Source organism: Geodermatophilus sp. SYSU D00708 (assembly GCF_054050115.1).
Genome location: NZ_JBJGYS010000039.1, coordinates 17,558 through 40,436, shown reverse-complemented (window position 1 = coordinate 40,436; position 22,879 = coordinate 17,558). Strand labels below are relative to the sequence as shown.

The following is a 22,879-nucleotide window of genomic DNA, read 5'->3' as shown; positions in this document are numbered from 1 at the left end:
GGGGGCGCCCCGGGGTGTGAGCCTCCCGCGCGGGGGGGGGGGGGGCGGGTGGACGCCGGGGCGGCGCGGGGGCCCCCGCGGGTGGCCGGGGGGGCCCCAGGCCGCTCAGCCGGCGCCGCAGGCCACGTTGCTCAGCCCGCCGCCGGCGTCCCCGGCGTCGTTGTCGCACGTCACCGTCGTGGCGTTCCGGATCGCCCGCGGCCCGGCCACGTTGATCGCGTAGCCGGGGACGCCGCCGGCGGTGTTGCCGGCGAACACCGTGTCGCGGCCCCAGCCGTCGACGACCTCGTGCACCTGGAAGCCGTCCTCGGACGCCGACGTCCCGACGTTGCCCTCGATCGTCCAGCCGTTGCCCTTTACGTCGACCCAGGAGTCGGCCTCCACCATCGCAGCGCCGTCGAAGGTGTTGTTCCGCAGGACCCCGCCGGTCGTGCCCTCCTTGATGTCGACCGCCTCGGCCGTCGTCCCGGCGATGTCGTTGCCCTCGACGACGTTGCGGTCGCTGCGGTCGGGCTCGCACCCGGTGAGCTGGCACCAGTTGCTCTCGGCGCTGCCCACGTAGACCCCCTCGCCGAACTTCGGCTTGCGCAGCCCGGTGTCGCGGATCGTGTTGCCGACGACCACGTTGTCGGTGCTGTTGGTCCGCAGGTGGATCGCCTCGTCGCCCATCGACGTCACCAGCAGGCCCTCGAGACGGATGCCGACGCCGGCGTCGACCATCACGCCCTTCTGCCCGCCGGTGACGGTCAGCCCGCTGACGTGCCAGTACGCGGCGCCGGACAGGTGCAGGGTGTAGTCGCTGTCGATCTCGCCGCCGTCCAGCACCGCACCCCGGCCGCCGCACAGCCCGATCGGGGCGTCCGCGCTCCCCTTCGCCGTCGCGACGAAGTGGCCCTCGTACCGCCCGTCGGCCAGCCGGATCGTCTGCCCGGGCTGGGCGGCGTCCAGCGCCTGCTGCAGGTCCCGCGTGGTGCTGACGTCCACGACGTTCCCCTCGTCGCACCCGGCCGTGACGGCGGGGGCAGGAGCCGGCGCCGCGGACGGCGACGGGGGGGGGCCGGCGGACGACGACGGCGCGGCCGACGAGCTCTCCGCCGCCGTCCCCCCGTCGGACGACGGCTCGCTGGTGCACGCCGCGAGCAGCGCGGTGCCGACCAGGACGGGCAGGACGGCGGCTCGTCTCATCCGCCCACGGTAGGCGAGACCGGCTGTCCGGGCGGTGGCCTCCACGGGCCAAGGGCTGGTGTTCACGCGGGCCTCCCCGAGGCGGTAGCACGACGTCCGACGTCCACGCGCAGCGCCGGTGATCGCTCGCGGCGCAGGTCGTCCCCGTAGGGAGCCGTCCCCGGGGCCACCCGGTGCCGGCGGGCCCGCAGGGTCAGGCCCAGCGGCAGGCCTAGGACGACCACCCAGAGCAGCAGCATCGGGTGGTTCGGGATGAACGTCGACCAGTAGGTCCAGTTGTCGCGGTCGGTCTCCCAGCCCTCGACGTCGTTCTCCGTGACATCGACGGTCACGCTCTCGGGCACCCGGAAGGTGTCCAGGCCGCTGGGTCCCCGGCCGCCGATCGTGTTGTCCTGCACCGAGGTGCCCGCGGACCGGCCGACGACCGAGATGCCGTGGGCGGTGGCTGCGGCGACGGTGTTGCCGCTGACCTCGGCTGCGGCGTCCCGCACCCGGATCGCCGTCCCGCCGCCGGTCACCTCGTTGCCCTCGACCGTGGCCGCGCCGCCCTCGACGGAGATGCCGAAGCGGTGGTCGCCACGGAGGGTGACCCCTTCGACGGTGGTCGGCGCGGCGGTGTCCACCAGGACGATGCCGTCGCGGTTGTCCACGAGGTTGGTGTCACGGATGACGACGTGGTCCCCGTCGACGACCCGTGCACCGGCCTTGCCGTTCTCCCAGAGCTCCCCACCCTCGATCGTCACGTGGCCGTACCCCTCCAGCGACGCCCCGCCTGCGGACATCCCCTCGGCCAGCGGGGTGCCGCTGAAGAAGATGCCGTAGGCCCCGTTCCGGGCCGCGGTCGCCGACGTGTAGGTCACCGACTTCGAGGCGTGGTCGGTGGAGAAGCCGTGCCGGCCGTTGCCCCGGGCGGCCGAGGCCCGGATCGTCGTCTCCGCCGTGCTGCGGTGCAGGGACAGGCCGTCGACGGTGTTGTCGACGAACGTGGTCCGGGTGAACTCGAGGTCCTCGCCCTGGGAGGCGAAGGCGCCGTAGTGGCTGTCCCGGAAGGTCGCGTCGACCACCGACCCGGTGGCCACCGTGCTGGAGTTCCCCGTCCAGGCGACCCCGCCCGTCCGGCCGGCCCAGAACCCGAGGTGGGCGAAGCCGGCGTCGCGGATGGTCATGTCGCCGCTGACCTCACGGACGTAGGCGCGGCCGTCCTCGACCTCCTCGTCGGGGGCCTCGCTCTCCGGGTCCCAGCTGGTCACCCTGAGCCGGCCGGCGTCGTTCCCGGCGAGGAGCAGGTCGGCCTTCCACGACACCAGCGTCGCGAACCCGGACTCCTCGCTGCGCAGCCGCAGGGTCGTGCCGGGCGCGTCGATCACCAGTCGAGCGTCGGGTGCGACGAAGACGTGCTTGGTGAGCAGCACGGTGTCGTTCGACTCGACCTCCGCGGCCCCCAGCTCCACCAGGTCGTCCAGGTCGTAGGCCAGACCGCCCGCGGTCAGCACCAGCGTCTCCTCGTCGTCCAGGGTCACCGTGTACGGGGCCGACCCAGGGCGCACGGAGGCGACGAGGGTGAGCAGCCGCTGGTCCTCCGCGGCCAGGATCGCGCTCTGCCGTTCCGCGCTCGTCCGGTCGAAGTTCGTCAGCGCGGCAGCCGGCCGGGGGAGCGGCACCTCGGCGGTCACCCGCTGCCCGCCCAGCGGCCCCGTGAGCAGGGGGACGGCGAGCACAGTGGTGGTCAGCAGGAAGGCGGCGACCAGGCGCGGGCCGGTCACCAGCCGCCGGCGGGTCACGCCGTCACCGCCGCGGGGCTCAGGCTGGCCTCGTCCTGCCCCTCGCCGCCGGTGAGGTCGGTGCGGCGGGTGAGCCAGCCCTGCTTGTTCATCGTGAACAGCGCGTAGGTCTTGATCGGCAGCGCCACCATGGCGATCACCAGGGCGACCAGCGGCAGGATCAGCAGGTCCGACGGCCGGCGCCGCAGGTGGCTGACGCTGCGGATGGCCCGCCCGACGAAGACCCAGGCCAGGCCCAGCGCCAGTGCCAGCCAGCCGCGGTCGGAGAAGCCCGAGGCGACGACGTAGTAGACGGCGGCGAACATCGTCACCGGTGTGAACAGGATCTGCAGCACGGTCACCTGGCTGACCAGGGGGACCTTCCACAGCCAGCCCTTCCACGCCGCGGTCAGGTAGCAGCGGTAGGAGTTGCGGCTCCAGCGCACCCGCTGCTTGCAGAAGGCCCGGAAGGTGCTGGGGAACATCGACAGCGCCCGGGCGCCGTCCTGGTACACGGTCCGGTAGCCGCTGGCCAGCACGAGCCAGGTCAGCCGGCCGTCGTCGCCGGCGATGCAGCGCCGGCCGAGGAAGAACTCGTGCTCGAGGTGCTCGAGGACCGGCAGGACGGCGCTGCGCCGGTAGGCCGCCGTCCGTCCCGAGACGCAGACCACCGCCCCGGCGCGGCCGGTGGCCGGCACGTAGTCGAGGTAGCGCAGGTCGATGATCCAGTCGGCGACCCGCCGCCAGATGCTCGACGTCGGCAGGTAGACGTTCTGCCGGGTGCTGACCGCGCCCACTCCGGGGTCGGCGAACGGCATCTGCACGAAGCTCAGCAGGCCCGGCCGCCACTGGGTGTCGGAGTCGCACAGGACCAGGACCTCACCCGTGGCCGCGCGGATGCCGACGCCGAGCGCCGAGCGCTTCCCCTGGTGCGCGAACGAGATGACGGTCAGGCGGGTGTCGTCGCGGGCGGTGAGCCTCCGGAAGGCCTCGGTGTCCTCGACGTCGAGCACGACGATGACCTCGGTGGGGTCCTGGGCCAGCCAGGTGTCCAGGCACCGTTCGAGCACGTCGGGGTCCTCGCGGAACGACGGCACGATCACCGAGGTCGTCGTCCGGAAGTCGTTGATGGTCGGCCGGTAGCGGGCGGACAGGACCTTGCGGATCAGCCAGATGGACCAGGACAGCGCACCCACGACACCGATCGGCAGGAACAGGTGCCAGTCGCGGGCGATCACGGACAACAGGTCGGACACGGTGGTTTCCCCCATGAAGGCGTTGGCGGCGAGCGCGCAGCGCAGCACCGCCGGGATCGACCGCCGTTCAGAGGCGGCCGAGGGCAATGGCTCACGGCGGTGTGGAGTGCCGGGTTTCTGCGTCGGAAAATGCGCACGCCTCGGGTTCTCGGGCGCCTGCACATCGGCAGGTACCGAGACTCGACTCGGCGGCCGGACGGCCGTTCACAGACCCCCGGGAAGAATCCGCACAGTGCGGACGGGGGGCGTCCGCACGAGGGTGCGGACTCGGGCCCGACCCCCGCATCGGGACGGTCCCCCAGTTCAGCCGGTCGCGAGGCCTCGCGGCCCGGCCGACGTGATCATGCACATCTCGTCACTCTCTGCGCACCTCGAACTGCGTGAACAATCCGTGTCGTGACGATACTCATCCGTCCGATGACTCACGGTAATGGTGGTGATGCGCATTACCGGCGCTCTCCCACTGGCGTCGCGCACTTCTGCCGCCCTACGGTGCGCACCTGGCCGCACATTCCTCGCGGCATTTCCGGCGCGTCGCGTCGACGACATTCTCAGGACGGGGACGGCATGCAGATCGCGGTGATCGGTTGCGGCTACCTGGGCGCGGTGCACGCGGCGTCGATGGCGGAGTTGGGTCACGAGGTGGTCGGCATCGACGTCGACGGGCGCAAGATCGCGGCGCTGCGTGAGGCGCGGGCGCCGTTCTACGAGCCGGGGTTCGAGGAGTTGCTGGCGAAGACGCTGGCGACCGGCCGGCTGCGGTTCAGCACCGACATCGCCGAGGCCGCGGGGTCCGCGGTGCACTTCGTCTGCGTGGGGACGCCGCAGAAGCGCGGGGAGTACGCCGCGGACCTGCGGTTCGTGCAGGACGCCACGGAGACGCTGCTGGGCGTCCTGCGGCCCGGCGACCTCGTGGTGGGCAAGTCGACGGTGCCCGTGGGCACGGCCGGACGGCTGGCCGAGCTGGTGGCGAGCAAGGTGCCCGGTGCGTTGCTGGCGTGGAATCCGGAGTTCCTGCGGGAGGGGTTCGCCGTGCAGGACACCCTGCACCCCGACCGGCTGGTCTACGGCCTGCCCGACGGCCCGGACGGCGCGGCCGCCGAGCGGATGCTCGACGAGGTCTACGCGCCGATCGTGGAGCGCGGCACGCCGAAGGTGACCACCGACTACGCGACCGCGGAGATGGTGAAGACCGCGGCCAACAGCTTCCTGGCCACCAAGATCAGCTTCATCAACGCGATGGCCGAGCTGTGCGAGGCCACCGGGGCGGATGTGAAGCTGCTGGCCGACGCGATCGGCTACGACGACCGGATCGGGCGGAAGTTCCTCAACGCCGGGCTGGGTTTCGGCGGGGGCTGTCTGCCCAAGGACATCCGGGCGTTCATGGCCCGCGCCGGAGAGCTGGGCGCCGATCAGGCGCTGACGTTCCTGCGCGAGGTGGACAACATCAACATGCGCCGCCGGATCCGGATGGTGGAGCTGGCCCGGGAGGTCTGCGACGGATCGCTGCTGGGCAAGCGGGTGGCGGTGCTGGGCGCGGCGTTCAAGCCCGATTCCGACGACATCCGCGACAGCCCGGCGCTGAACGTCGCCGCGCAGCTGCAGCTGCAGGGCGCGGTGGTGCGGGTCACCGATCCGGCGGCGGTGGAGAACTCGATGCGGCAGTGGCCGCAGCTGGACTACGCGGCCACCGCCGAGGAGGCCGCCGAGCGCGCCGACGCCGTCCTGGTGCTCACCGAGTGGCGTGAGTACCGGGAGCTCGACCCGGTCGCGTTCGGCAAGGTCGTGGCGCAGAAGCGGGTGCTGGATGGCCGCAACGCCCTCGACCGCGAGGCCTGGACCGCCGCCGGCTGGACCTACCGCGCACTGGGCCGCCGCGCCGGTTGAGATCACCTCAGGACCATCCGCACCACGCGGCTCAGGTTTCGCATCGCGGTACCGGTGGGCAGGAGCCCTGCCGATACCGACGGCGTGGAGGCACTCGTGGGCGTACTGGTCATCTGGGCACTGCTCGCCCTGGCGCTGGCCGTGGTCGTCGGCCGCGGCATCCGGATCGCCGACGAGCGTTCCTCGACCCTGACCACCGCCGACCTGCCGGCCGGTTTCACGCCCGGGGTCGGCACCGCGCGTCGCTGACGCCTCCTCCGTCCCACCTCACCCTCTGGTGTGACCGCACGGTCACGAACCCCCGGTGACCTGCCGATGACCCCGGCGTGTGGATGTGGATCATCGGTGGGCTGCTCGCCTGGGTCCTGTTCGGGCTCGTCACTGCCGTCGTCATGGGTCGGGGCATCCGGCTCGCCGACCACCGGGCCGGTGCCGACCCGCTGACCCCCGCGGAGGCCCCCGCCGCCCTGCGGTCGCGCACGCGCCGTCGCCGCATCCCCCTCCCGCCCGTCGGGGTCGCCCTGGCCGCCACGGCGGTCCTGCTGGAGACGGTCGGCTACGTCGGCCGGCTGGCCGGCGCCTCCGGGCCCACCGCGCGCGCCCTCTCGATGGACGCCCCGTTCTCCGCGCCGCGCCTGTTCGTCGCGGCGCTGTTCGCCGTCGCGGCCGTGGCCGCGGTCACCGGTGCCGCCCGCACGCCGGGACGGCGCACCTGGTGGCTGGCCGTGGGCCTGGTCGCCGCGTTCATCGCGGTCGTGAAGGCCGGCAGCACCCTGCACGCCCAGGGCATGGCCGCGCTCACCGACCTGATCGGCGAGCCGGGGGCCGTCGTGGTCAGCGTGCTGCTCGTCTCCGCCGTCCTGGCCGCGCTCGCCTTCGTCAGCCGGGCCGAGCGCCGCGACCGGCGCCGCGTCCTGGGCTGCCTCGCCGCGTACGGGGTCGCCGCGGTCGGCCTGTCGGCGGTGTCGGCGTCGGCGACCGGACACTGGGCGATCACCGCCACCTACCTCGAGGAGTCCGGGGAGGCGCTGGCCGGTGTGGCGGTGCTCATCGCGGTACTCGTCGGTGTCGCCCCGCGGCTGGTGCTGCCCGCCTCGTGGGTCCTGCGTCGCGCCTCGGACGCCGAGTCGTGGGAGGCCGCGAGGACGCGGCCGGACACTGCTCGCGGCTGACCGCTCACTGAGCGTCTCAGCTCTGAGCGCGAGTCACCCGATCGCATGATCGACTTGCGGGAGCACCAGGGCCCAAGTATGGAATTCGGCGGTTTCGATGCTCTCCCGGCTCGCTTGGTGACTCTCCGTGATACAGCGCCGAAAGTTGCTGTGAGTCACACCCCAACTGGTTGACCGTCACACCGAAGAGTCGAACAGTCGCCTACGGGTGACTGCGGGCCGGATGCCTGCTCACCAGCCACATCGCCGCGTGCGTGGATGTGGAGCGGGGGGTTTGTCCGTGCTGAACGCAGGAACCAGTGAGGAAGGGACCGGTCACACCGGGTCACCTTCCGTCACCGGTACCGGCGCTCCGGACCGCCCCACGTGGCTCCGCAGGGTGCTCCTCGCCGTCGTGTTCGTCGTCGGCACGTGGGGGCTCCTGGCCGCCGCGGCAGGCTCCGCGCAGGCCAGCCCCGGGCACGGCCCGGACAGCTGGCACGAGCACGGCTCCGAGGGCTGGCACGAGCCCGGCTCCGACGACTGGTGGGACTGCCCCGACCCGGACGACCCCTGGTGGGACGACGTCGACTGGGACGCGGTCGACTGGGACGACCCCTGGTGGCAGGAGTGCGCACCGGAGTGGCCGTCGACGGACGACGAGGCCTTGGCTGCCGAGGACGACCTGCCGGCGCTGGCCGAGGGCGCGGTCGCCCAGGAGGTCGTCCCGGCTGCGGCGACGACCCCGGCCGCGGACACCGGCACGTCGGTCGTCGTCGACGCTCTCGCCGGTGACGAGCCGGCGCCTGCCCCCGCTCCCGTGCCGACTCCCGCTCCGGCACCTGCGCCTGCCCCCGCTCCGACTCCTGCGCCCGCTCCGGCACCTGCGCCCGAGCCGGCGCCGGCCCCCGCACCGGCACCCGACCCCGCTCCGGTCCAGCGGCCCGAGCCCGCGCCGCAGCCGGACCCCCTCCCGATCCCCGTCGAGGACTTCCCCGGCCCGATCGTCCCGGGCAGCGGTTCCGTCGGCGGGAGCGTCGGCGGCGGCACGGACACCGGTGCCCCGGCCGGTGACGGCTCCCAGGCCCCCGGCCACGGCTCCCAGGCCCCCGGCCACGGCTCCGGCGGCTCGGACGGCGCGTCGTCCGGCAACGGGTCCACCGGCGGGACGTCGGGCGACGGCGCGGCCGGGCCCACTCCGCCGACGACCTCGGACGGCACGACCACCGGCGGTTCGACGACCGCCGACCCGGCCGCGCCCGTCACCGACCCCGCGGCCACCCCGGTCACCGAGCCGGCCGCCACCCCCGTCACCGACCCCGTGGCCACGCCCGTCACCGAGCCGGCTGCTGCGCCGGTCACCGACCGGGTCACCGTCCCGGCGCCGACGGTCGTCCCCGTGGTCCCCGTCGTGACCGTCGGGCCGGTCCCCGCACCGGCGACCGGCCCCGAGGTCGTGGCGGTCACGGCGAGCCCCCCACTGCTCCAGGCCGGCACCCTGCCGACCGGTGACCACGTCGACATCCGCGGCAGCGCCGCGGTGACCGGCGGCGGCCTCGGCTCCTCGCCCCGCGCTGCCCGCGCGCCCGCGGCGACCGCGCCCGTGGTCGCGAGCGACGCCGACGAGGTCCCCGTCGCGCCTCCGGCGGCCCCGGCGCCGGTCCCGGTGTCGCCGGCCCCGCCCGCACCGGTCGCCCCGAGCGCGCCGTCCGCCGGTGCACACGGGTCGTCCTCGGCCTCCGGCTCCAGCGGCCAGGACGACCACGGCCTGCCCGCGGCCGTCCTGCCCGGCGGATCGTGGACCGCGCTGCCCGCCGGCCACGCCGTCCTGCTTCTCTCCGGCGTCGCCGGCCCGGTGGTGGCCGTCGCCGAGGACCCGGGTTCCAGGCCCGACTGACCCCCAGCTGACCGGCTGACCCGGCCCGCCCCGCGTTCGGGCGTGTCGACCAGCTGCCGGTCCTCCGCGCGTGTCCGCCGCATCCGGGCACGCACCCCTGGGCGTCCCGCCGCATCCGGGCGCGCCCTCCTGGGGCGTCGTCGTGTCCGCCGCATCCGGACACGACGCCCCACCCCCCTCCTCGCCCGCACGCACACGCATCGAGAACCGAGGACCATGAGGCGATCCACCCGCTCCGGGCCCCCTGCCCGCAGCACGACCACGACACCCGTCTTCGCCAACCCCTCCGGGCGGCGCTGGCGGCGCCTGCGCGCCGTCCTGCTCACGCTGCTCGTGCTCGCCGTGGGCTTCGGCGTCGTCGCCGTGCCCAAGGTGCTGACGCCCCCGGCGCTGGCCGGCGCGCCCACGCCCGACGGCCCCACGCCCGAGGAGGTCGGGGAGGACCTCCCCGTCATCGGCGAGGGTCCGCTGGTGCGCGTCGTCGACCTGCTGCGCACCGCCGGCACCGTGTACGCGCAGGAGCCGTTCACCGGTCAGGTGGTCTCCGAGGTCAGCGACGAGGACCGCGCGACCGCGGGCGACGCGGAGTACGCGCTGCAGCGCTACGGCTACGGCCCGACCGTCCACCGGACGATCTCGCTGACCTTCGACGACGGCCCCGACCCGGTCTGGACGCCGCGGCTGCTGGACCTCCTCAGCAAGTACGGCGTCCCGGCGACGTTCTTCGTGACCGGCGAGCAGACCGCCAAGAACCCCGAGATCATGCAGCGGATCGTCCGCGAGGGGCACGCGCTCGGGAACCACACGCTGACCCACATCGACGTCAGCGACACCACGGCCTTCCGCGAGCAGCTCGAGGTCTCGATGGCCGACCGCATCATGCGGGCGCAGGCCGGCCAGGCCGCCACGTTCTTCCGCCTGCCCTACGAGAGCGACGACGAGGAGGTCCTGCGCGAGGACACCACCGGGATCCTCCGCGCGCAGCAGCTGGGCTACGTCATCGCCTCGCACGACTTCGACACCCTCGACTGGGCACACGCCGCGGGCTTCATCGACGGCCCGATCCCGCTGCCGGACCTCGGCGAGCAGGACAACATCACGATGCTCCTGCACGACGCCGGTGGTGACCGGTCGATGACCCTCGCCTACGTCGAGGAGCTCGTCGCCGCCGCCCGGGACGCCGGCTACACGTTCACGACGATGCCGCAGTCCCAGCCGCAGGTCGACGAGTCGGCGGCGGGCCTGGTGACCCCCACGCTCTGGGACCACCTGGCCCTGTGGACGGCGGACGTCCTGTACGTGCTGCCGCCCGAGCTGCTCTACGGCCTGTTCATCCTCGCGATGGTCACGATGCTGGGCTTCGGCCTGTTCAACGCGATCCTCGCGGTGGCCCGCGCCAAGCGGAAGATCCGGCCGGTCAACATGCAGCGCCCGCCGGTCACGGTGCTCATCGCCGCGTACAACGAGGAGAAGGTCATCGCCCGGACCCTCGAGTACCTGCTGCGCTCGACCCATCCGATCGGCGAGATCATCGTGGTCGACGACGGCAGCACCGACGGCACGGCGGTCGCGGTGCGCGCGGTGGCCGACCGGGACGAGCGGGTGCGGCTGCTGCGGCAGCCCAACTCCGGCAAGTGGGCGGCGCTCAACAACGGGTTCGCCGCCAGCCGGCACGAGCTGGTGGTCACCCTCGACGCCGACACGCTGTTCACCCCGGACACCGTCGCCCGGCTCGTGGAGCAGTTCCACTCGCCGCAGGTCGGCGCCGTGGCCGGCGTCATCAAGGTCGGGAACTACTCGACCAACGTGGTCACCCGCTGGCAGGCGCTGGAGTACGTCACCCAGATCGGGCTGGAGCGGGCCGCCGGCGCGCTGCTGAACGCGGTGATGATCGTGCCCGGCGCGTGCGCGGCGTGGCGGCGCACGGCGGTCCTCGAGGCCGGCGGCTACACCAACGCCACGATGGCCGAGGACTGCGAGCTGACCCTCGCGCTGCACCGGCACGGCTGGCGGGTCGAGCAGGCCGACCGGGCGGTGGCCTGGACCGAGGCCCCGGAGACCGTCGACGCCCTGCTCAAGCAGCGGGTGCGCTGGATGTACGGGACGATCCAGGCCGTCTGGCGGCACCGGGCGATGCTGTTCCGCCCGCGCTACGGCTGGCTCGGCCTGCTGGTCATGCCGATGACGGTGCTGACCATCCTCGTCCCGCTGGTCTTCACCCCGCTGATCCTGCTGGGCATCCTCCAGACGCTGTTCTCGCAGGGCCCGCTCGCGCTCGGCCTGTACTTCGTCGTCTTCGCCGTGGTGTACGGGGTGCTGGCGGCGATCGCCGTCCGGCTGCTCGACGAGCGCGCCGAGCACCTGCTGATGGTGCCGCTCTACCGGCTGATCTACGAGCCGATGCGGATCTACCTGCTCTACGCCTCGCTGGGGACGGCGATCCGCGGCGTGCGGCTGGGGTGGAACAAGCTGGCCCGGACCGCGCGCATGGACGAGGTCGCCACGAGCAGTGGCACCCCGGCGGCGCAGACCGCGGGGGTGGGGTCGTGATGACCCGCCACCGCAAGGACCCGCTGCTCTGGCTCGGGGTCGCCGCCGCGGTGGTCGCGCTCGTCGTCGGCGCCCTGGTCCTGCGGCCCCGGCTGTTCCCGGCCACGCAGCCGCTGGTCACCGCCGCGTGGTTCCCGGTGTGGGACCAGCGGGCCCCCGCGTCGCTGCAGGCCGCGCTCGACGACGGCGGGGTCACCGAGATCAGCCCCACGTGGGCGGCGGTGGCCGTCGACGGGACGCTGACCCTCACCCCGCCGCCGGCGGAGGTCATCGACGCGCTGACCGGGGACGACGTCGACCTGCTGCCGACCGTGCAGAACTTCGCCGACGGGCAGTGGCAGGGCCAGGCCATGGCCGACCTGCTCGCCGACCCGAAGCGGGCCGCCGACCACCGCGCGCAGCTGGTCGAGCTCGCGACGCGCAACAGCTGGGAGGGGATCGACCTGGACTACGAGGCGCTGCCGCCGACGGCGGGCCCGCAGTACACCGAGTTCCTCGAGGCGCTGCGCGACGACCTGCACGCCCAGGGCCTGCGGCTCACCGTCGCGGTGCCCGCACGGGTCGGCGACGACGACCCCAACGGGCTGGCCTACAGCTACCAGCTGATCGGCCGGATCGTCGACGAGGTGCGGGTGATGGCCTACGACCACTCGTACAGCACCAGCGAGGCCGGGCCGGTCGCGCCGGTCGACTGGGTCCGCGACGTGGTCGACCACGCCGTCGCCGAGGTTCCCCGGGAGAAGCTGATGCTCGGGCTGCCCGCCTACGGCTACGACTGGGTCGGCAGCGAGGGGCGCAACCTGGGCGCCGCCGACGCGGTCGCGCTGGCCCAGGAGGTCGGCGTCGAGCCCCGGTGGGACGACGAGAGCGCGGCGTGGACCTTCACGTACAGCGCCGACGGCCAGCAGCACACCGTCTGGTACGAGGACGCGCGCTCGCTGGACCGCAAGCAGGAGATCGCTGCCGAGGAGCGGTTGCGCGGCGTGGCGATCTGGAGCCTCGGCGGGGAGGACCCGCGGGTGTGGACGACCGTGCAGACCGCAACGAGCAAGGGGGTGCAGTGATGAGACAGCGGGACCGGTACATCGACTTCCTCAGGGCCTTCGCGCTGATCCGCGTGATGACCTACCACACGTTCGACTGGGCGTGGTTGCCCCTGGCGTTCCCGTCCATGGGGATCATGTTCGCGCTGGGCGGCGGGCTGGTCGCGGCCTCGCTGGACCGCGCCGGCTCCGCGCGCACCTTCTGGCGCAAGCGGATCCGGCGGCTGCTGCCCCCGTTCTGGGTGTTCGGCGCGGTGGCGCTGGCGGCCATGTTCGCCCTCGGCTGGACGACGACCGGCGAGGCCGGCCAGCCGTGGAACTGGTCCACCGCGTGGCTGTGGCTGGTGCCGCTGTCGGACCCGCCGTACTCCGCCGACGCCCTCGACTGGGTCGTGCCGCTCTGGTACATCCGCGTGTACCTGTGGTTCATCCTGCTCAGCCCCGCGATGCTGTGGCTGTTCCGGCGGTGGCCGATGCGGATGCTGGCCATCCCGCCGATCGTGCTCATCACCGTCACGCTCGGCCTGGTGTCGCTCGGCGGTCGCAGCTACGACCTGGCGGTCCTGCTGTCGACCTACGCCTGCTGCTGGATGCTCGGGTTCGCCCACCACGACGGCACGCTGCGGCGGCTGCCGCTCAAGCGGACGCTGCTGGCCGGGGTCGCGCTGCTGGGGATCGGCCTCTGGTACGCGTTCTCGCACCAGGAGGTCTACGGCACCTACAACGTCGACGACATCCCGCTGGCGAACATGCCGTACTGCCTGGGCGCGGTGATCATCCTGCTGCGGATCTACCCGAAGTTCACCTGGCTGGACCGACTGCCCACGCTCGGCGCGATCGTCTCGCTGTTCAACAGCCGGGCGATGACGATCTACCTGTGGGGCAACCTGGCCATCTGGCTGGCCCCGGTGGTGCTCGGCGCCAGCCCGCTCGCGCGGTTCGACACCGATGACGCGTGGGGGCAGGCGCTCGAGTTCACGACGGCCTGGACGCTGATCTTCGTCGCCGTCCTGGCCGTGGGCTGGGTCGAGGACGTCGCGGCCGCGCGGCGCCCCCGGTTCCTGCCCTGGGACCGCGTCCGCCCGGTCCGCGCGGCGCTGCCGGAGCCGGCCCGCGAGGTCGTCTTCGCGGACAACGTGGTCGCGGAGCAGCCGGCCGCCGAGGTGGTCTTCCGGGACAACGTCGCCCTGGAGCAGCCGGGGCTCGAGCAGCCGGCGCTCGACCGGCCGGCCGCCGAGCACCCGTCGCACGACCGGCCGGCGGCCGAGCCGGTGCGCCAGCCGGCGGAGCTCGTCTGGCAGGTCGGTGAGGTGCCCCTGCCGCGGCTGGTCCGCGACTACGGGCGCCGCGTCCACCTGCCGGAGCCGGCGCTGCCCGAGCAGCGGTCGGGCGGCTGACCGGGCGGCTCAGCCGTCACGGGGCGGCTGAGCCACCGGTGCAGTCGCCAGCCCGTCAGCCGGCCGTCCAGTCGAGGAGCTGGACGGCCGGCCGGCTGTTGACCACCCGCTCGACCGGGACGCCGCACTCCACCGCCCGCTCGCAGCCGTTGCCCTGCCAGTCGAGCTGACCGGGCGCGTGCGCGTCGGTGTCGATCGCGAACTCGCAGTCCAGCTCGACGGCGAGGGCCAGCAGCCGCATCGGCGGGTCCAGCCGCTCGGGCCGGGAGTTGATCTCCACGGCGGTGCCGTGCTCGACGCACGCGGAGAACACCGCCTCGGCGTCGAACTCGCTCTCCGGGCGCGGCCGCTGGCGCCGTCCCTCCCGCTGCTCGCGGGGGATCAGCAGCCGGCCGGTGCAGTGCCCGAGGACGTCGGTGTGCGGGTTGGCGACGGCGGTCAGCATCCGCTCGGTCATCGCCGCGCGGTCGGCCCGCAGGTCGGAGTGCACGCTCGCGACGACGACGTCCAGCCGGCCCAGCAGCTCGTCGGTCTGGTCCAGCGAGCCGTCGACGTTGATGTCGCACTCGATGCCGGTGAGGATCCGGAAGGGCGCCAGCTCCTCGTTGAGCGCGGCGACGACGTCGAGCTGCCGCTCCAGCCGCTCCGGGGACAGGCCGTTGGCCACCGTCAGCCGGGGGGAGTGGTCGGTCAGCGCCAGGTACTCGTGGCCCAGGCCGATCGCGGCCTCGGCCATCTCCCGGATCGGGCTGCCGCCGTCGGACCAGTCCGAGTGCACGTGCAGGTCTCCGCGCAGCGCGGCGCGGAACTCGGCGACGTCGTCGGCCAGCGGCAGCAGCTCGCCGTGGGCCTCCTCGAGCCGGGCCAGGTACTCGGGCACCTCGCCGGCGTGCGCCTGCACGATCGCCGCCCCGGTCTTGGGGCCGATGCCGCGCAGGTCGGTGAGGGTCCTGGTGCGGATCCGCCGGTCGAGCTCCTCGGGCCCGAGGGTGTCGACGACCGCGGCGGCGGTGCGGAACGCCGCGACGCGGTGCGTGGGCTCGCGGGCGCGCTCCAGGAGGAAGGCGATCCTCCGGAGCGCGGCCGCGGGCGTCAGCGGAGCGGTCAGCGCGAGGCCTTCTTCAGCTTCTGCTGAGCCTTCAGCTTCCGCTCGGTCCTCTTCTGTGCCTTGGCGGCGCGCTTCTGCGCCCGCGCCACGTTCTTCTCCGTCGTGTCTGCGGCCCGCTTCGCCGCCCGGCGGGCCCGGTAGCCCACCGACGGCTTGCCCTCGGTGTCGACGGCGGCGATCAGCAGGCCGCCGAGCAGGCCGAGGTTCTTCAGGAAGTGGATCGTCTGCCCCGCCTTCTGCTGCGGGTCGTTGTGCTCCCAGAAGCGGTGCCCGGCCAGCGTGGTCGGCACGATGCTGACCGCGAGCGCCAGTGCCGACAGCCGCGGCAGCCGGCCGATCGACAGCAGCGTTCCGGCGGCCACCTTCACCCCGGCGTCGATCTTGACCCACTGCTCGACGTCCCGCGGCACCTGCACCGGCAACTGCTGGTCGGCGACCTCGGTGACCTTGTCGACCACCGGGCGCGCGCCGGCGACCCGGGGTTGCGGGTTGCGCAGGGTGTCGATGCCGCCGTAGACGAACGTCGAGGCGAGCAGCGGCCGGGCGATCCGGCGGACCAACATGGCGGGGACCTCTTCTCGTCGGGGACCTCGGGAACTCCTGTGCCCCGGACCGCGCCGGGACACCCCTTGATCACGACCGTAGTGAGGTCGCAGCCACTCCGCAGGGTCGATGACCGCGGCGCCCTCGACCGGGATGATCGTGCACGTGACAGAGGCGCGCCCGGTCCCGCGGCGCAGGGTGCTCGCCCTCGCCGCCGCCGCGGTCGGGCTGTTCGCCGCCGGCTTCGTGGTGCGGCTGGAGTGCCGGACCGGGGGCTGCGGCGAGTGGTCCTGGCTGCTCGGCCTCGACGCGGTCGGCGGCCTGCCACGGCTGTTCACGACGGCGCTGTTCGCCGCCGTGGCGTGGGCGGCGCTGCGGGCCGCCCGCGCGGCCTCCGGCGCCCCGGCGCGGTGGTGGACGGCGGTCGGCGCGGTGGGCCTGGCGCTGGCGGCGGCCAAGCTGGTCAGCGCCCACGGCACGCTCAAGGCGGGGGTTCCGCCGCTGGTGCAGTTCCTCGCCGGCGTCGTGCTCGTCGGGCCGGTGCTGGCCGCGCTGTGGACGGCCGGCCGCCGGGCGGGAGTGGCCGCGACCGGCCCGGTGGTGCTGGCGCTGGCCGGCTGCGCGGCCGCCGCGCTGGGCCTCGACGTCCTCACCCACCTCGCCGCGCTCGTCCAGGACCCGGTCGGCCCGCTGACCCGGGCGGCGGGCACGCTGGTCGAGGAGCTGGGGGAGGCGCTGACCGCGATGGCGCTGCTGGTCGTCGTCCGCGCTCAGTCGTCGCGGCAGCAGTAGACGGTCAGCCCTGCCCGCTTGCCGAAGGCGAACGCGGTGGTCTCCTCGCCGGTCTCGCCGTCGAAGGCGACCTGCTGCGGGCCCGAGCGGGAGACCACCCGCACTGAGCGGGCCTGGAACTCCGCGTAGCCGGAGCTGCGGTCGCTGATGCCGAGCAGCGAACCGAGGACGGCGCGGGTCCGGCTGAAGCGGACGTCGGCGCGCAGGTACTGGACGTCGAGCAGCCCGTCCTCGAGCCGCGGCCGCCAGGCGGGGGCCAGCCCGCGCGGGGTGTAGCGGCAGTTGCCGACGAAGAGGATCCAGACCAGCACCGGCCGGCCGTCGAGCAGCAGGGACACCGGCGTCCCGGAGCGCAGGGTGCGGGCGACGGCGACCGTCATCGCCGCCCACTTGCCCAGCCGGCCGGCCAGCGCGTCGCGGCGGCGCACCATCTCCGGGTAGCTGCCGATGCTGGCCGTGTTGAGGAACGGCGTCCCGTTGACGTCGGCGACGTCCACCTCGACCGCCTGGCCGGCCTCGACCGCCGCGGCGGCGTGCTCCACCGTGTGGACGCCGACGTCGCGGGCGAAGTGGTTGAGCGTGCCGGCCGGCAGCACGGCCAGCGGCAGGTCGTGCTCGAGCGCCACCGCGGCCGCGGCCGCCACGCTGCCGTCGCCACCGGCCACGCCCAGCGCCCGCGCCCGCCCCGACCGCGCGGGCTCGTCCAGCAGGTCCGCCACAGAGGTGTCGGGGTCCAGCTCGCGGACCTCGGCGCGGGGGAGCAGCCGGCGGACCTCCTCGGCGGGGTCGTACCCCTCGGGGCCCGAGCCGGGGTTGACCACGACGACCAGCCCTTCACCACCGGGGAGGGCCGGGGCCGACCGCGCCGTCCGCACCCGGGCCGGCGTCGTCGGGCGGACCGCCCACCAGCGCCGGCTGCCCGCGGCGACCGCCGCGCCCACGGCCAGGCCCGCGACGACGTCCCCGGGGTAGTGCACGCCCACGTGCACGCGCGAGTAGCCGACCGCCAGGCCCACCGGCGCCAGCGCCGCCCCGGCGAGCGGGCTCTCCAGCGCGACCCCGGTGACGAACGCCCCCGCCGACGCGGCGTGCCCGCTGGGGAAGGAGTGGGTGGTCAGCGGATGGCGCAGCAGCTTCTCCAGCGCGTGCCCGGCCAGGTCGGGACGGCGCCGGCCGAACACCTGCTTGAGGACGGCGTTGACCACCGTGCTCGAGACCGCCAGCGAACCCAGCCCGCGGATCGCCGCCCGCCGCAGCGCACCGCGGCGCAGGCCGAGCAGCAGGCCGACGGCCATCCAGAGCCGGCCGTGGTCGGCGGTGGTGGTGAGGCGGCGCAGCCACCGGTCGGCGGGGGAGTCGGGCAGGCCGCCGACCAGGGAGTGCAGCCGGGCGTCCCAGTGCCGGGCGCTGCGCATGCCGCCGGACGCTAGCGGGTGCGGAGTGGCACGGCGCGGTTTCCGCGCCCCTCCCACTCCGCTACGCCTTGCGGCGGGCCCGGTAGGCGGCGACCGTCGAGCGGCTGGCGCAGGTGTTGGAGCAGTAGCGGCGGCTGGCGTTGCGCGAGGTGTCGACGTACACGTTGTCGCAGCCCTCCGCGGTGCAGACGCCGATCCGCTGCCAACCGTGCTGGACCACCACCTGCGACAGGCCCATGGCCACCGTCGTCGTCAGCTGCTCGAGCACCGGTGCCTCCGGCCGGGCGTAGTGCAGGTGCAGCTCGCCGTCGTGGTCGGTGGCGTAGGGCTGCGGGGAGGCGAGCGCCAGCAGGGCGTTGAGCCGCTCGATCACCTCGGCCTGCGACCCGGCCACGGCCACCGCGCGGACCAGGTCGGCGGTCGTCGCGGCCTGCGCGTCCTGTTCCGCGGTGAGCTCGGTCGCGGTGCCCGGCTCGAACCACTCGTCGTGGGCGCGGAGGAACGCCGCCGCCCACTGCGGGTCGGTGCGGTCGGTGTTGGCCAGGTCGATGGCGAGCTCGACGGCGCTCGACCCGAAGGTGTCGTAGTCCATGGAGCTCCCTACCGGCGCGGCGATCCGTAGGTGGCGTACCTCATTTGACTCCCTACGGTCGCGTCCCTAGTCTGTAGGTGGTCAACGACGTTTGACCCCCTACTCTTCCCGTTCCGTGCTCGTGAAGTGAGTTCTGCCGTGCGTGCGTACCTGTCCGTCTGGCGTCTGCCGTCCGCTCCGGTGCTGCTCGTGGCCGGGTTCGCCGGCCGCCTCCCGTCGGCCATGGTCCCGCTGGCGCTGCTGCTCATGGTGCAGCAGCAGACCGGTTCCTACGCCGTCGCCGGCCTCGCGTCGGCCGTCCACGGGATCGCGATGGCCGCCATGGCCCCGGTCCTCGGGCGGCTGGCCGACCGGCGCACCCCGCGCCCGGTCCTGCTCGCCCAGGCCGCGGCTTACCCGCTGCTGCTCGCCCTGCTCGTCGCGGTGGTCCTGGGCGGCGCGCCGACCCCGGTGGTGGTCGCCGCCGCGGCGGTCGCCGGAGCCGGGACGCCGCTGGTGTCGGGCACGGTCCGCGCGCTGTGGTCCCGCGTCGACCCGCGGGTGCGCGGCACGGCCTTCGCGCTGGACGCCACCGCCACCGAGCTGGTGTTCGTCGCCGGTCCCACCGTGGTGGCGGCCCTGGCGGTGCTGGTCGGCGCCGCATGGGCCGTGGGCGTGGCCGGGACGCTCGCCGTCGGCGGCGCGCTCGGGATCGCGACGTCGCGGGCGATGCGCGGCTGGGTGCCGGCGCCGGCCGCGGAGCGGACCTCCCCGCTTGCCACCGTCCTGGCGCCGGGGATGCCGCGGGTGCTGGTGAGCGGCTCGGCGCTGATGCTCGGCTTCGGTGCGCTCGAGGTCGCCGTCCCGGCGTTCGCCGACGCGGCGGGCGCGCCCGGGATGTCCGGCGTCCTGCTGGCGCTGTGGTCGCTGGGGTCGGTGGCCGGCGGCCTGTGGTTCGGCGCCCGCGTGGTCAGCGTCTCCCTGCCCCGGCAGTACCGCTGGCTGCTGCTCGGCGTCACCATCGGCCTGGCCCCGCTGACCGCGGCGTCCGACCCCTGGGTGCTCGGCGCGCTGCTCTTCCTGGGCGGGACGGCGATCGCGCCGACCCTGACCGTGCAGAACAGCCTGGTGGGGGCGCTGGCGCCGGCGCACGCCACGACGGAGGCGTTCACCTGGCTGTCGACCATCGCCACCGGCGCCTCGGCGGTCGGCGCCGCGCTCGGCGGCGGGCTCATCGAGAGCTCGGCCGGTGTCAGCGGCAGCCTGGTGCTCGCCGTCGTCGGCGCGGCGCTCGCGGTGACCGCGACGCTGGTGCCCGGTCGCCGGGTCCGCCGTCCCGCCGCCGAGCCGGTGGCCGCCTGAGGTCCCGGCGTCGGCGGCGGGGGACCCCGGCGGAACGGCGCCGGCGGGCGCTGGTAGTCTCTCTTCTCGGTGGTTCCGGGGGGACTCGGACCCCGGGAGGCTTCGCCTAGTCCGGTCTATGGCGCCGCACTGCTAATGCGGTTTGGGTTAATCCCCATCCCGGGTTCAAATCCCGGAGCCTCCGCGCACGACAACTGAACACACGCACCCGTAGCTCAACGGATAGAGCATCTGACTACGGATCAGAAGGTTAGGGGTTCGAATCCCTTCGGGTGCACGTCTGGTTGAGACAGCAGTGCGGCCCCGTTCCCCTCGTGGGAGCGGGGCCGCAGTGTTCTCAGCGCCGGCGGGTCGGACCCCAGGGCTTCCAGATCGCCAGCACCGAGGCGACGACCAGTGCGGTCCCGGACACGAACGCCGGGAAGAGCAGGTTGAGCGGGCCGCGGCCGAGCCCGTCGGCCAGCACCGGGCCGGCCGAGCGGACGGCGGTCGCCACCTGGGCCACCTGCGGCTGCAGCAGGACGGGCACCAGCGCCACCAGCACCAGGTTGAGCACCAGTTTGACCAGCACCCACCGGGTGCGGACGACGCCCCAGCGGCTGCTCAGCCCGAGCACGATGCCGCTGGCCAGGCTGCCCAGGCCCAGGGTGAGCAGCACGGGGACGGCGAAGGTCTCCAGCGCCGTGTAGCTCGACGCCACCAGGAACGGGTCGTCGGAGGTGAACGCGGTCACCGCGAGCACGCCCAGCACGACGTCGGCACCCAGCCAGCCCAGCGAGCAGACCAGGTGCACCAGGAGGACCAGTCGGCGGGTGTCGCGGCCCAGGCGCAGCCGGACGGGGGGTGCGGTCACGGTCATCGCGGCACTCCTCGGCGGAGGGGGTCGGCCGGCTCCGACCGTACGCCTGATCGTTCGGTACCGAAAGATCAGGAACCAAACGGACTGCGGTAGGGTGGCCGCGTGCCCCGGCCTCCCGGCGGCCCGCCGATCGGGCTGCTCCTCGCCCGCGTCGCGCGGGAGGTCGGCCGCGCGTTCGACGCCCGGCTGGCGGCCGCGGGCGGGTCGCGCACCGTCTGGCTGGTCCTGCTCGCCCTGCGCGGCGGCCCGGTCGCCACCCAGCGGGAGCTGGGCGACGCCCTCGGGCTGCGCGCGGCCACGCTCACGCAGCAGCTCGACGCGATGGAGGCGGCCGGGCTGGTGGCCCGCGTCGCCGACCCCGGCAACCGCCGGGTGCGCCGGGTGGAGCTGACCGAGGCCGGCCTGCGGCTGTTCGACCGGCTGCGGGACGCCGCCCGTGCGCACGACGAGCAGCTGCGCGCCGGGCTGGACGGCGAGGAGCTGGCCCGCGTCGCCGCGGCGCTGGAGCGGATGCGCCACAACGTCGCCGGCGACTGACGCTCTCGGGCGGGCCGCCGCCGTCGTCAGGGCGGGGTGGAGCCGGCGGTCAGCGGGTCGGCGGGGAGCGGCACCTCCCACCGGACGACGGTCCCGGGGCCGTCCGTGCGGACGTCCACCGTCGCCTTGCCCCCGAGCCGCTCGGCCCGGGTGCGCAGGTTCGCCAGGCCGTTGCCGCGCGGGGCGCCGTCCGGGATGCCGCGCCCGTCGTCGGCGACGGTCAGGGCGACCCAGCCGTCGTCCACGGCGACGGTGACCGCGACCGTGCTCGCCGCGGCGTGCCGGGCGACGTTGCTGAGCGCCTCCCGCAGGACGGCGGTGAGCCCGTCGACGACCTCGTCCGCGGTCACCGTGTCCACCGGGCCGTCGAACTCCACTGCGGGGCTGAACCCCAGGATGCGCACGCCGGCCTCGGTGACGTCGAGGACCGACCGGCGCAGCGCCTGGTCCCCGTCCGGCGTCCGTCCGAGGTCGAAGATCACCGTCCGCAGCTCGCGGATGACCTCGTCGGTCTCCTCGACCAGCGGCTCGAGGACCGGGGCCAGCTCGGGGTGCCGCCGGGCGGTCGAGCTCAGCCGCAGGCCGAGGGCGAACACGCGCTGGATGGTGAGGTCGTGCAGGTCGGTGGCCATCCGGTCGTGCTCCTCGCGCAGCGTGAGCTGGCGCAGCGCGGCCAGCCGCTCGCGGGAGTGCCGGAGCACGCTCTGCCGCATCGTCTCCACCGACGCGGCGATCGTCACCAGCTCTCGAGCCCCCTGCGCGGCGATCGGGCGTTCGCGGTCGCCGGCGGCCACGGCCTGGACGTCGGTCAGCAGGCGCTCCAGCGGGCGGGTCAGCCGGTGGCGGAGCAGCGGGACGGTGAGCAGGGCCACGACCACCGCGACGGCGAGGGTGCCGACGGCGACGCCGTTGGCCACCGCCTCGGCGGTGGCGATGTGGTCGAGCTGCAGCCGGGTGAGCTGCGAGGTCCGGGCCACGAGCGCGTCGAGCCGGTCCCGCAGCGTGTCGAACAGGGCCTTGTCGGTCACGCCGAGGTCGCGCTGGAGCCCCTCCGGGAGGGGGCCCTGTGACCGGGCCGCGATCCGCGGCTGGGCGACCTGCGTGTCCCAGGCCTGGGCCGCCGCGGTGACCTGCTGCAGCAGGTCGAGGCCGGGGGCGTCGTCCCGCAGCAGCTCGGCCAGCCGGGGCCGGAGGGACTCGGCGGCGGCGCGGCCGCGGTCGTAGGGCTCGAGGAGGGACGGGTCGCCGGTGAGCAGGAAGCCCCGCTCACCCGTCTCCTGGTCCACGAAGGCGACCGTGAGGTCCCTGGCGGCCTCGCGGGCGGGCACGACCGTGCTCTCGAGGCGGTCCACCGACATGAGCACCGACAGGCGGGTGAGGGCCGTCGCCGCACCCCCGGTCAGCAGCAGCGCCACCATGACCACGACGACCAGGTGGACCGTGCCGCGCAGCGTGGAGACCCGGGGCAGGAGCTGGCGCCTCCCCGGGCGGGTGCGGCCGTTCCTCTGCGGTGCTCCTGCGGGCACCGGTCCATGGTGGGGCCAGGCGGCCCCGGAGGTCAGCCCC

General features: G+C 74.4%; 19 protein-coding genes and 2 tRNA genes. 12 read left to right on the top strand and 9 right to left on the bottom strand.

Features of this window, described 5'->3' with window-relative positions:
* Positions 1–105: 105 nt before the first annotated feature.
* From ACI79D_RS22725 to ACI79D_RS22715, 3 genes are all read right to left on the bottom strand, one after another.
* Entirely contained in the window at positions 106–1,185 is a 1,080-nt protein-coding gene (locus ACI79D_RS22725; RefSeq protein ID WP_456920786.1) for a hypothetical protein, read from the bottom strand.
* A 62-nt stretch (positions 1,186–1,247) separates the two neighbouring features.
* On the bottom strand, positions 1,248–2,966 hold the full coding sequence (locus ACI79D_RS22720) for a right-handed parallel beta-helix repeat-containing protein (protein ID WP_456920785.1): 1,719 nt from the start codon (positions 2,964–2,966) through the stop codon (positions 1,248–1,250).
* Positions 2,963–4,288: a glycosyltransferase gene (locus ACI79D_RS22715; protein WP_456920784.1), complete on the bottom strand. Its 1,326-nt coding sequence runs from the start codon at positions 4,286–4,288 to the stop codon at positions 2,963–2,965. Before ACI79D_RS22715 ends, ACI79D_RS22720 begins: the two co-directional genes overlap by 4 nt.
* A gap of 480 nt (positions 4,289–4,768) precedes the next feature.
* Between ACI79D_RS22715 and ACI79D_RS22710 the strand changes: the two genes are divergently transcribed.
* From ACI79D_RS22710 to ACI79D_RS22680, 7 genes are all read left to right on the top strand, one after another.
* Complete coding sequence (locus ACI79D_RS22710) at positions 4,769–6,088, top strand: UDP-glucose dehydrogenase family protein (protein ID WP_456920783.1); 1,320 nt, start codon at positions 4,769–4,771, stop codon at positions 6,086–6,088.
* A gap of 96 nt (positions 6,089–6,184) precedes the next feature.
* Positions 6,185–6,337, top strand: coding sequence for a hypothetical protein (locus ACI79D_RS22705; protein WP_456920782.1), 153 nt, complete (start codon positions 6,185–6,187; stop codon positions 6,335–6,337).
* Positions 6,338–6,420: 83 nt separating this feature from the next.
* Positions 6,421–7,260 carry a hypothetical protein gene (locus tag ACI79D_RS22700; protein WP_456920788.1) on the top strand — a complete coding sequence of 280 codons (840 nt, stop codon included), beginning with the start codon at positions 6,421–6,423 and terminating at the stop codon, positions 7,258–7,260.
* 379 nt (positions 7,261–7,639) lie between these two features.
* Positions 7,640–9,136, top strand: coding sequence for a hypothetical protein (locus ACI79D_RS22695; protein ID WP_456920781.1), 1,497 nt, complete (start codon positions 7,640–7,642; stop codon positions 9,134–9,136).
* Between the two features lie 216 nt (positions 9,137–9,352).
* Positions 9,353–11,686, top strand: coding sequence for a bifunctional polysaccharide deacetylase/glycosyltransferase family 2 protein (locus ACI79D_RS22690; RefSeq protein WP_456920780.1), 2,334 nt, complete (start codon positions 9,353–9,355; stop codon positions 11,684–11,686).
* Positions 11,686–12,750 carry a glycosyl hydrolase family 18 protein gene (locus tag ACI79D_RS22685; protein ID WP_456920779.1) on the top strand — a complete coding sequence of 355 codons (1,065 nt, stop codon included), beginning with the start codon at positions 11,686–11,688 and terminating at the stop codon, positions 12,748–12,750. Before ACI79D_RS22690 ends, ACI79D_RS22685 begins: the two co-directional genes overlap by 1 nt.
* Positions 12,750–14,126: an acyltransferase family protein gene (locus tag ACI79D_RS22680; protein WP_456920778.1), complete on the top strand. Its 1,377-nt coding sequence runs from the start codon at positions 12,750–12,752 to the stop codon at positions 14,124–14,126. The genes ACI79D_RS22685 and ACI79D_RS22680 overlap by 1 nt, the downstream gene beginning before the upstream one ends.
* Before the next feature lie 55 nt (positions 14,127–14,181).
* Here the strand turns inward: ACI79D_RS22680 and ACI79D_RS22675 are convergent, their stop codons facing one another.
* Both ACI79D_RS22675 and ACI79D_RS22670 read right to left on the bottom strand, forming a co-directional pair.
* Entirely contained in the window at positions 14,182–15,222 is a 1,041-nt protein-coding gene (locus tag ACI79D_RS22675; RefSeq protein ID WP_456920787.1) for a PHP domain-containing protein, read from the bottom strand.
* Between the two features lie 8 nt (positions 15,223–15,230).
* Positions 15,231–15,797 carry a DoxX family protein gene (locus ACI79D_RS22670; RefSeq protein WP_456920777.1) on the bottom strand — a complete coding sequence of 189 codons (567 nt, stop codon included), beginning with the start codon at positions 15,795–15,797 and terminating at the stop codon, positions 15,231–15,233.
* 145 nt (positions 15,798–15,942) lie between these two features.
* Here ACI79D_RS22670 and ACI79D_RS22665 point away from each other — a divergent pair, with 145 nt between their 5' ends.
* A complete protein-coding gene (locus ACI79D_RS22665) occupies positions 15,943–16,569 on the top strand; it encodes a hypothetical protein (protein WP_456920776.1) in 627 nt (208 codons plus the stop codon).
* Here ACI79D_RS22665 and ACI79D_RS22660 read toward each other — a convergent pair.
* Both ACI79D_RS22660 and ACI79D_RS22655 read right to left on the bottom strand, forming a co-directional pair.
* Positions 16,548–17,984, bottom strand: a complete 1,437-nt coding sequence (locus tag ACI79D_RS22660; protein WP_456920775.1) for a phosphatase PAP2 family protein — start codon at positions 17,982–17,984, stop codon at positions 16,548–16,550. The two genes, ACI79D_RS22665 and ACI79D_RS22660, sit on opposite strands and share 22 nt — an antisense overlap.
* A gap of 61 nt (positions 17,985–18,045) precedes the next feature.
* A complete protein-coding gene (locus tag ACI79D_RS22655) occupies positions 18,046–18,576 on the bottom strand; it encodes a CGNR zinc finger domain-containing protein (protein WP_456920774.1) in 531 nt (176 codons plus the stop codon).
* 138 nt (positions 18,577–18,714) lie between these two features.
* Between ACI79D_RS22655 and ACI79D_RS22650 the strand changes: the two genes are divergently transcribed.
* The 3 genes from ACI79D_RS22650 (at position 18,715) to ACI79D_RS22640 (ending at position 20,194) form a co-directional block, all read left to right on the top strand.
* Positions 18,715–19,917: an MFS transporter gene (locus tag ACI79D_RS22650; RefSeq protein WP_456920773.1), complete on the top strand. Its 1,203-nt coding sequence runs from the start codon at positions 18,715–18,717 to the stop codon at positions 19,915–19,917.
* A 95-nt stretch (positions 19,918–20,012) separates the two neighbouring features.
* Positions 20,013–20,101: transfer RNA gene (locus tag ACI79D_RS22645), tRNA-Ser, on the top strand.
* Between the two features lie 20 nt (positions 20,102–20,121).
* Positions 20,122–20,194: transfer RNA gene (locus tag ACI79D_RS22640), tRNA-Arg, on the top strand.
* Positions 20,195–20,254: 60 nt separating this feature from the next.
* Here ACI79D_RS22640 and ACI79D_RS22635 read toward each other — a convergent pair.
* Positions 20,255–20,770 (bottom strand): hypothetical protein, encoded by a 516-nt coding sequence (locus ACI79D_RS22635; RefSeq protein WP_456920772.1) that lies wholly within the window; start codon positions 20,768–20,770, stop codon positions 20,255–20,257.
* Positions 20,771–20,878: 108 nt separating this feature from the next.
* Between ACI79D_RS22635 and ACI79D_RS22630 the strand changes: the two genes are divergently transcribed.
* The gene (locus tag ACI79D_RS22630; RefSeq protein WP_456920771.1) at positions 20,879–21,313 is read left to right on the top strand and encodes a MarR family winged helix-turn-helix transcriptional regulator; all 435 of its coding nucleotides are present in this window, start codon (positions 20,879–20,881) and stop codon (positions 21,311–21,313) included.
* A 26-nt stretch (positions 21,314–21,339) separates the two neighbouring features.
* On the opposite strand, the gene ACI79D_RS22625 is transcribed toward ACI79D_RS22630, so the two are convergent.
* Positions 21,340–22,839, bottom strand: a complete 1,500-nt coding sequence (locus ACI79D_RS22625; protein WP_456920770.1) for a CHASE3 domain-containing protein — start codon at positions 22,837–22,839, stop codon at positions 21,340–21,342.
* Between the last annotated feature and the right edge of the window lie 40 nt (positions 22,840–22,879).

What these genes read in the sequence shown, in the direction of transcription:
- ACI79D_RS22655 (WP_456920774.1), bottom strand. Translation starts at nt 18,576, where the DNA reads ATGGACTACGACACCTTCGGGTCGAGCGCCGTCGAGCTCGCCATCGAC.
- ACI79D_RS22685 (WP_456920779.1), top strand. Translation starts at nt 11,686, where the DNA reads ATGACCCGCCACCGCAAGGACCCGCTGCTCTGGCTCGGGGTCGCCGCC.
- ACI79D_RS22680 (WP_456920778.1), top strand. Translation starts at nt 12,750, where the DNA reads ATGAGACAGCGGGACCGGTACATCGACTTCCTCAGGGCCTTCGCGCTG.
- ACI79D_RS22700 (WP_456920788.1), top strand. Translation starts at nt 6,421, where the DNA reads ATGTGGATCATCGGTGGGCTGCTCGCCTGGGTCCTGTTCGGGCTCGTC.
- ACI79D_RS22670 (WP_456920777.1), bottom strand. Translation starts at nt 15,797, where the DNA reads ATGTTGGTCCGCCGGATCGCCCGGCCGCTGCTCGCCTCGACGTTCGTC.
- ACI79D_RS22710 (WP_456920783.1), top strand. Translation starts at nt 4,769, where the DNA reads ATGCAGATCGCGGTGATCGGTTGCGGCTACCTGGGCGCGGTGCACGCG.
- ACI79D_RS22660 (WP_456920775.1), bottom strand. Translation starts at nt 17,984, where the DNA reads ATGCGCAGCGCCCGGCACTGGGACGCCCGGCTGCACTCCCTGGTCGGC.
- ACI79D_RS22690 (WP_456920780.1), top strand. Translation starts at nt 9,353, where the DNA reads ATGAGGCGATCCACCCGCTCCGGGCCCCCTGCCCGCAGCACGACCACG.
- ACI79D_RS22725 (WP_456920786.1), bottom strand. Translation starts at nt 1,185, where the DNA reads ATGAGACGAGCCGCCGTCCTGCCCGTCCTGGTCGGCACCGCGCTGCTC.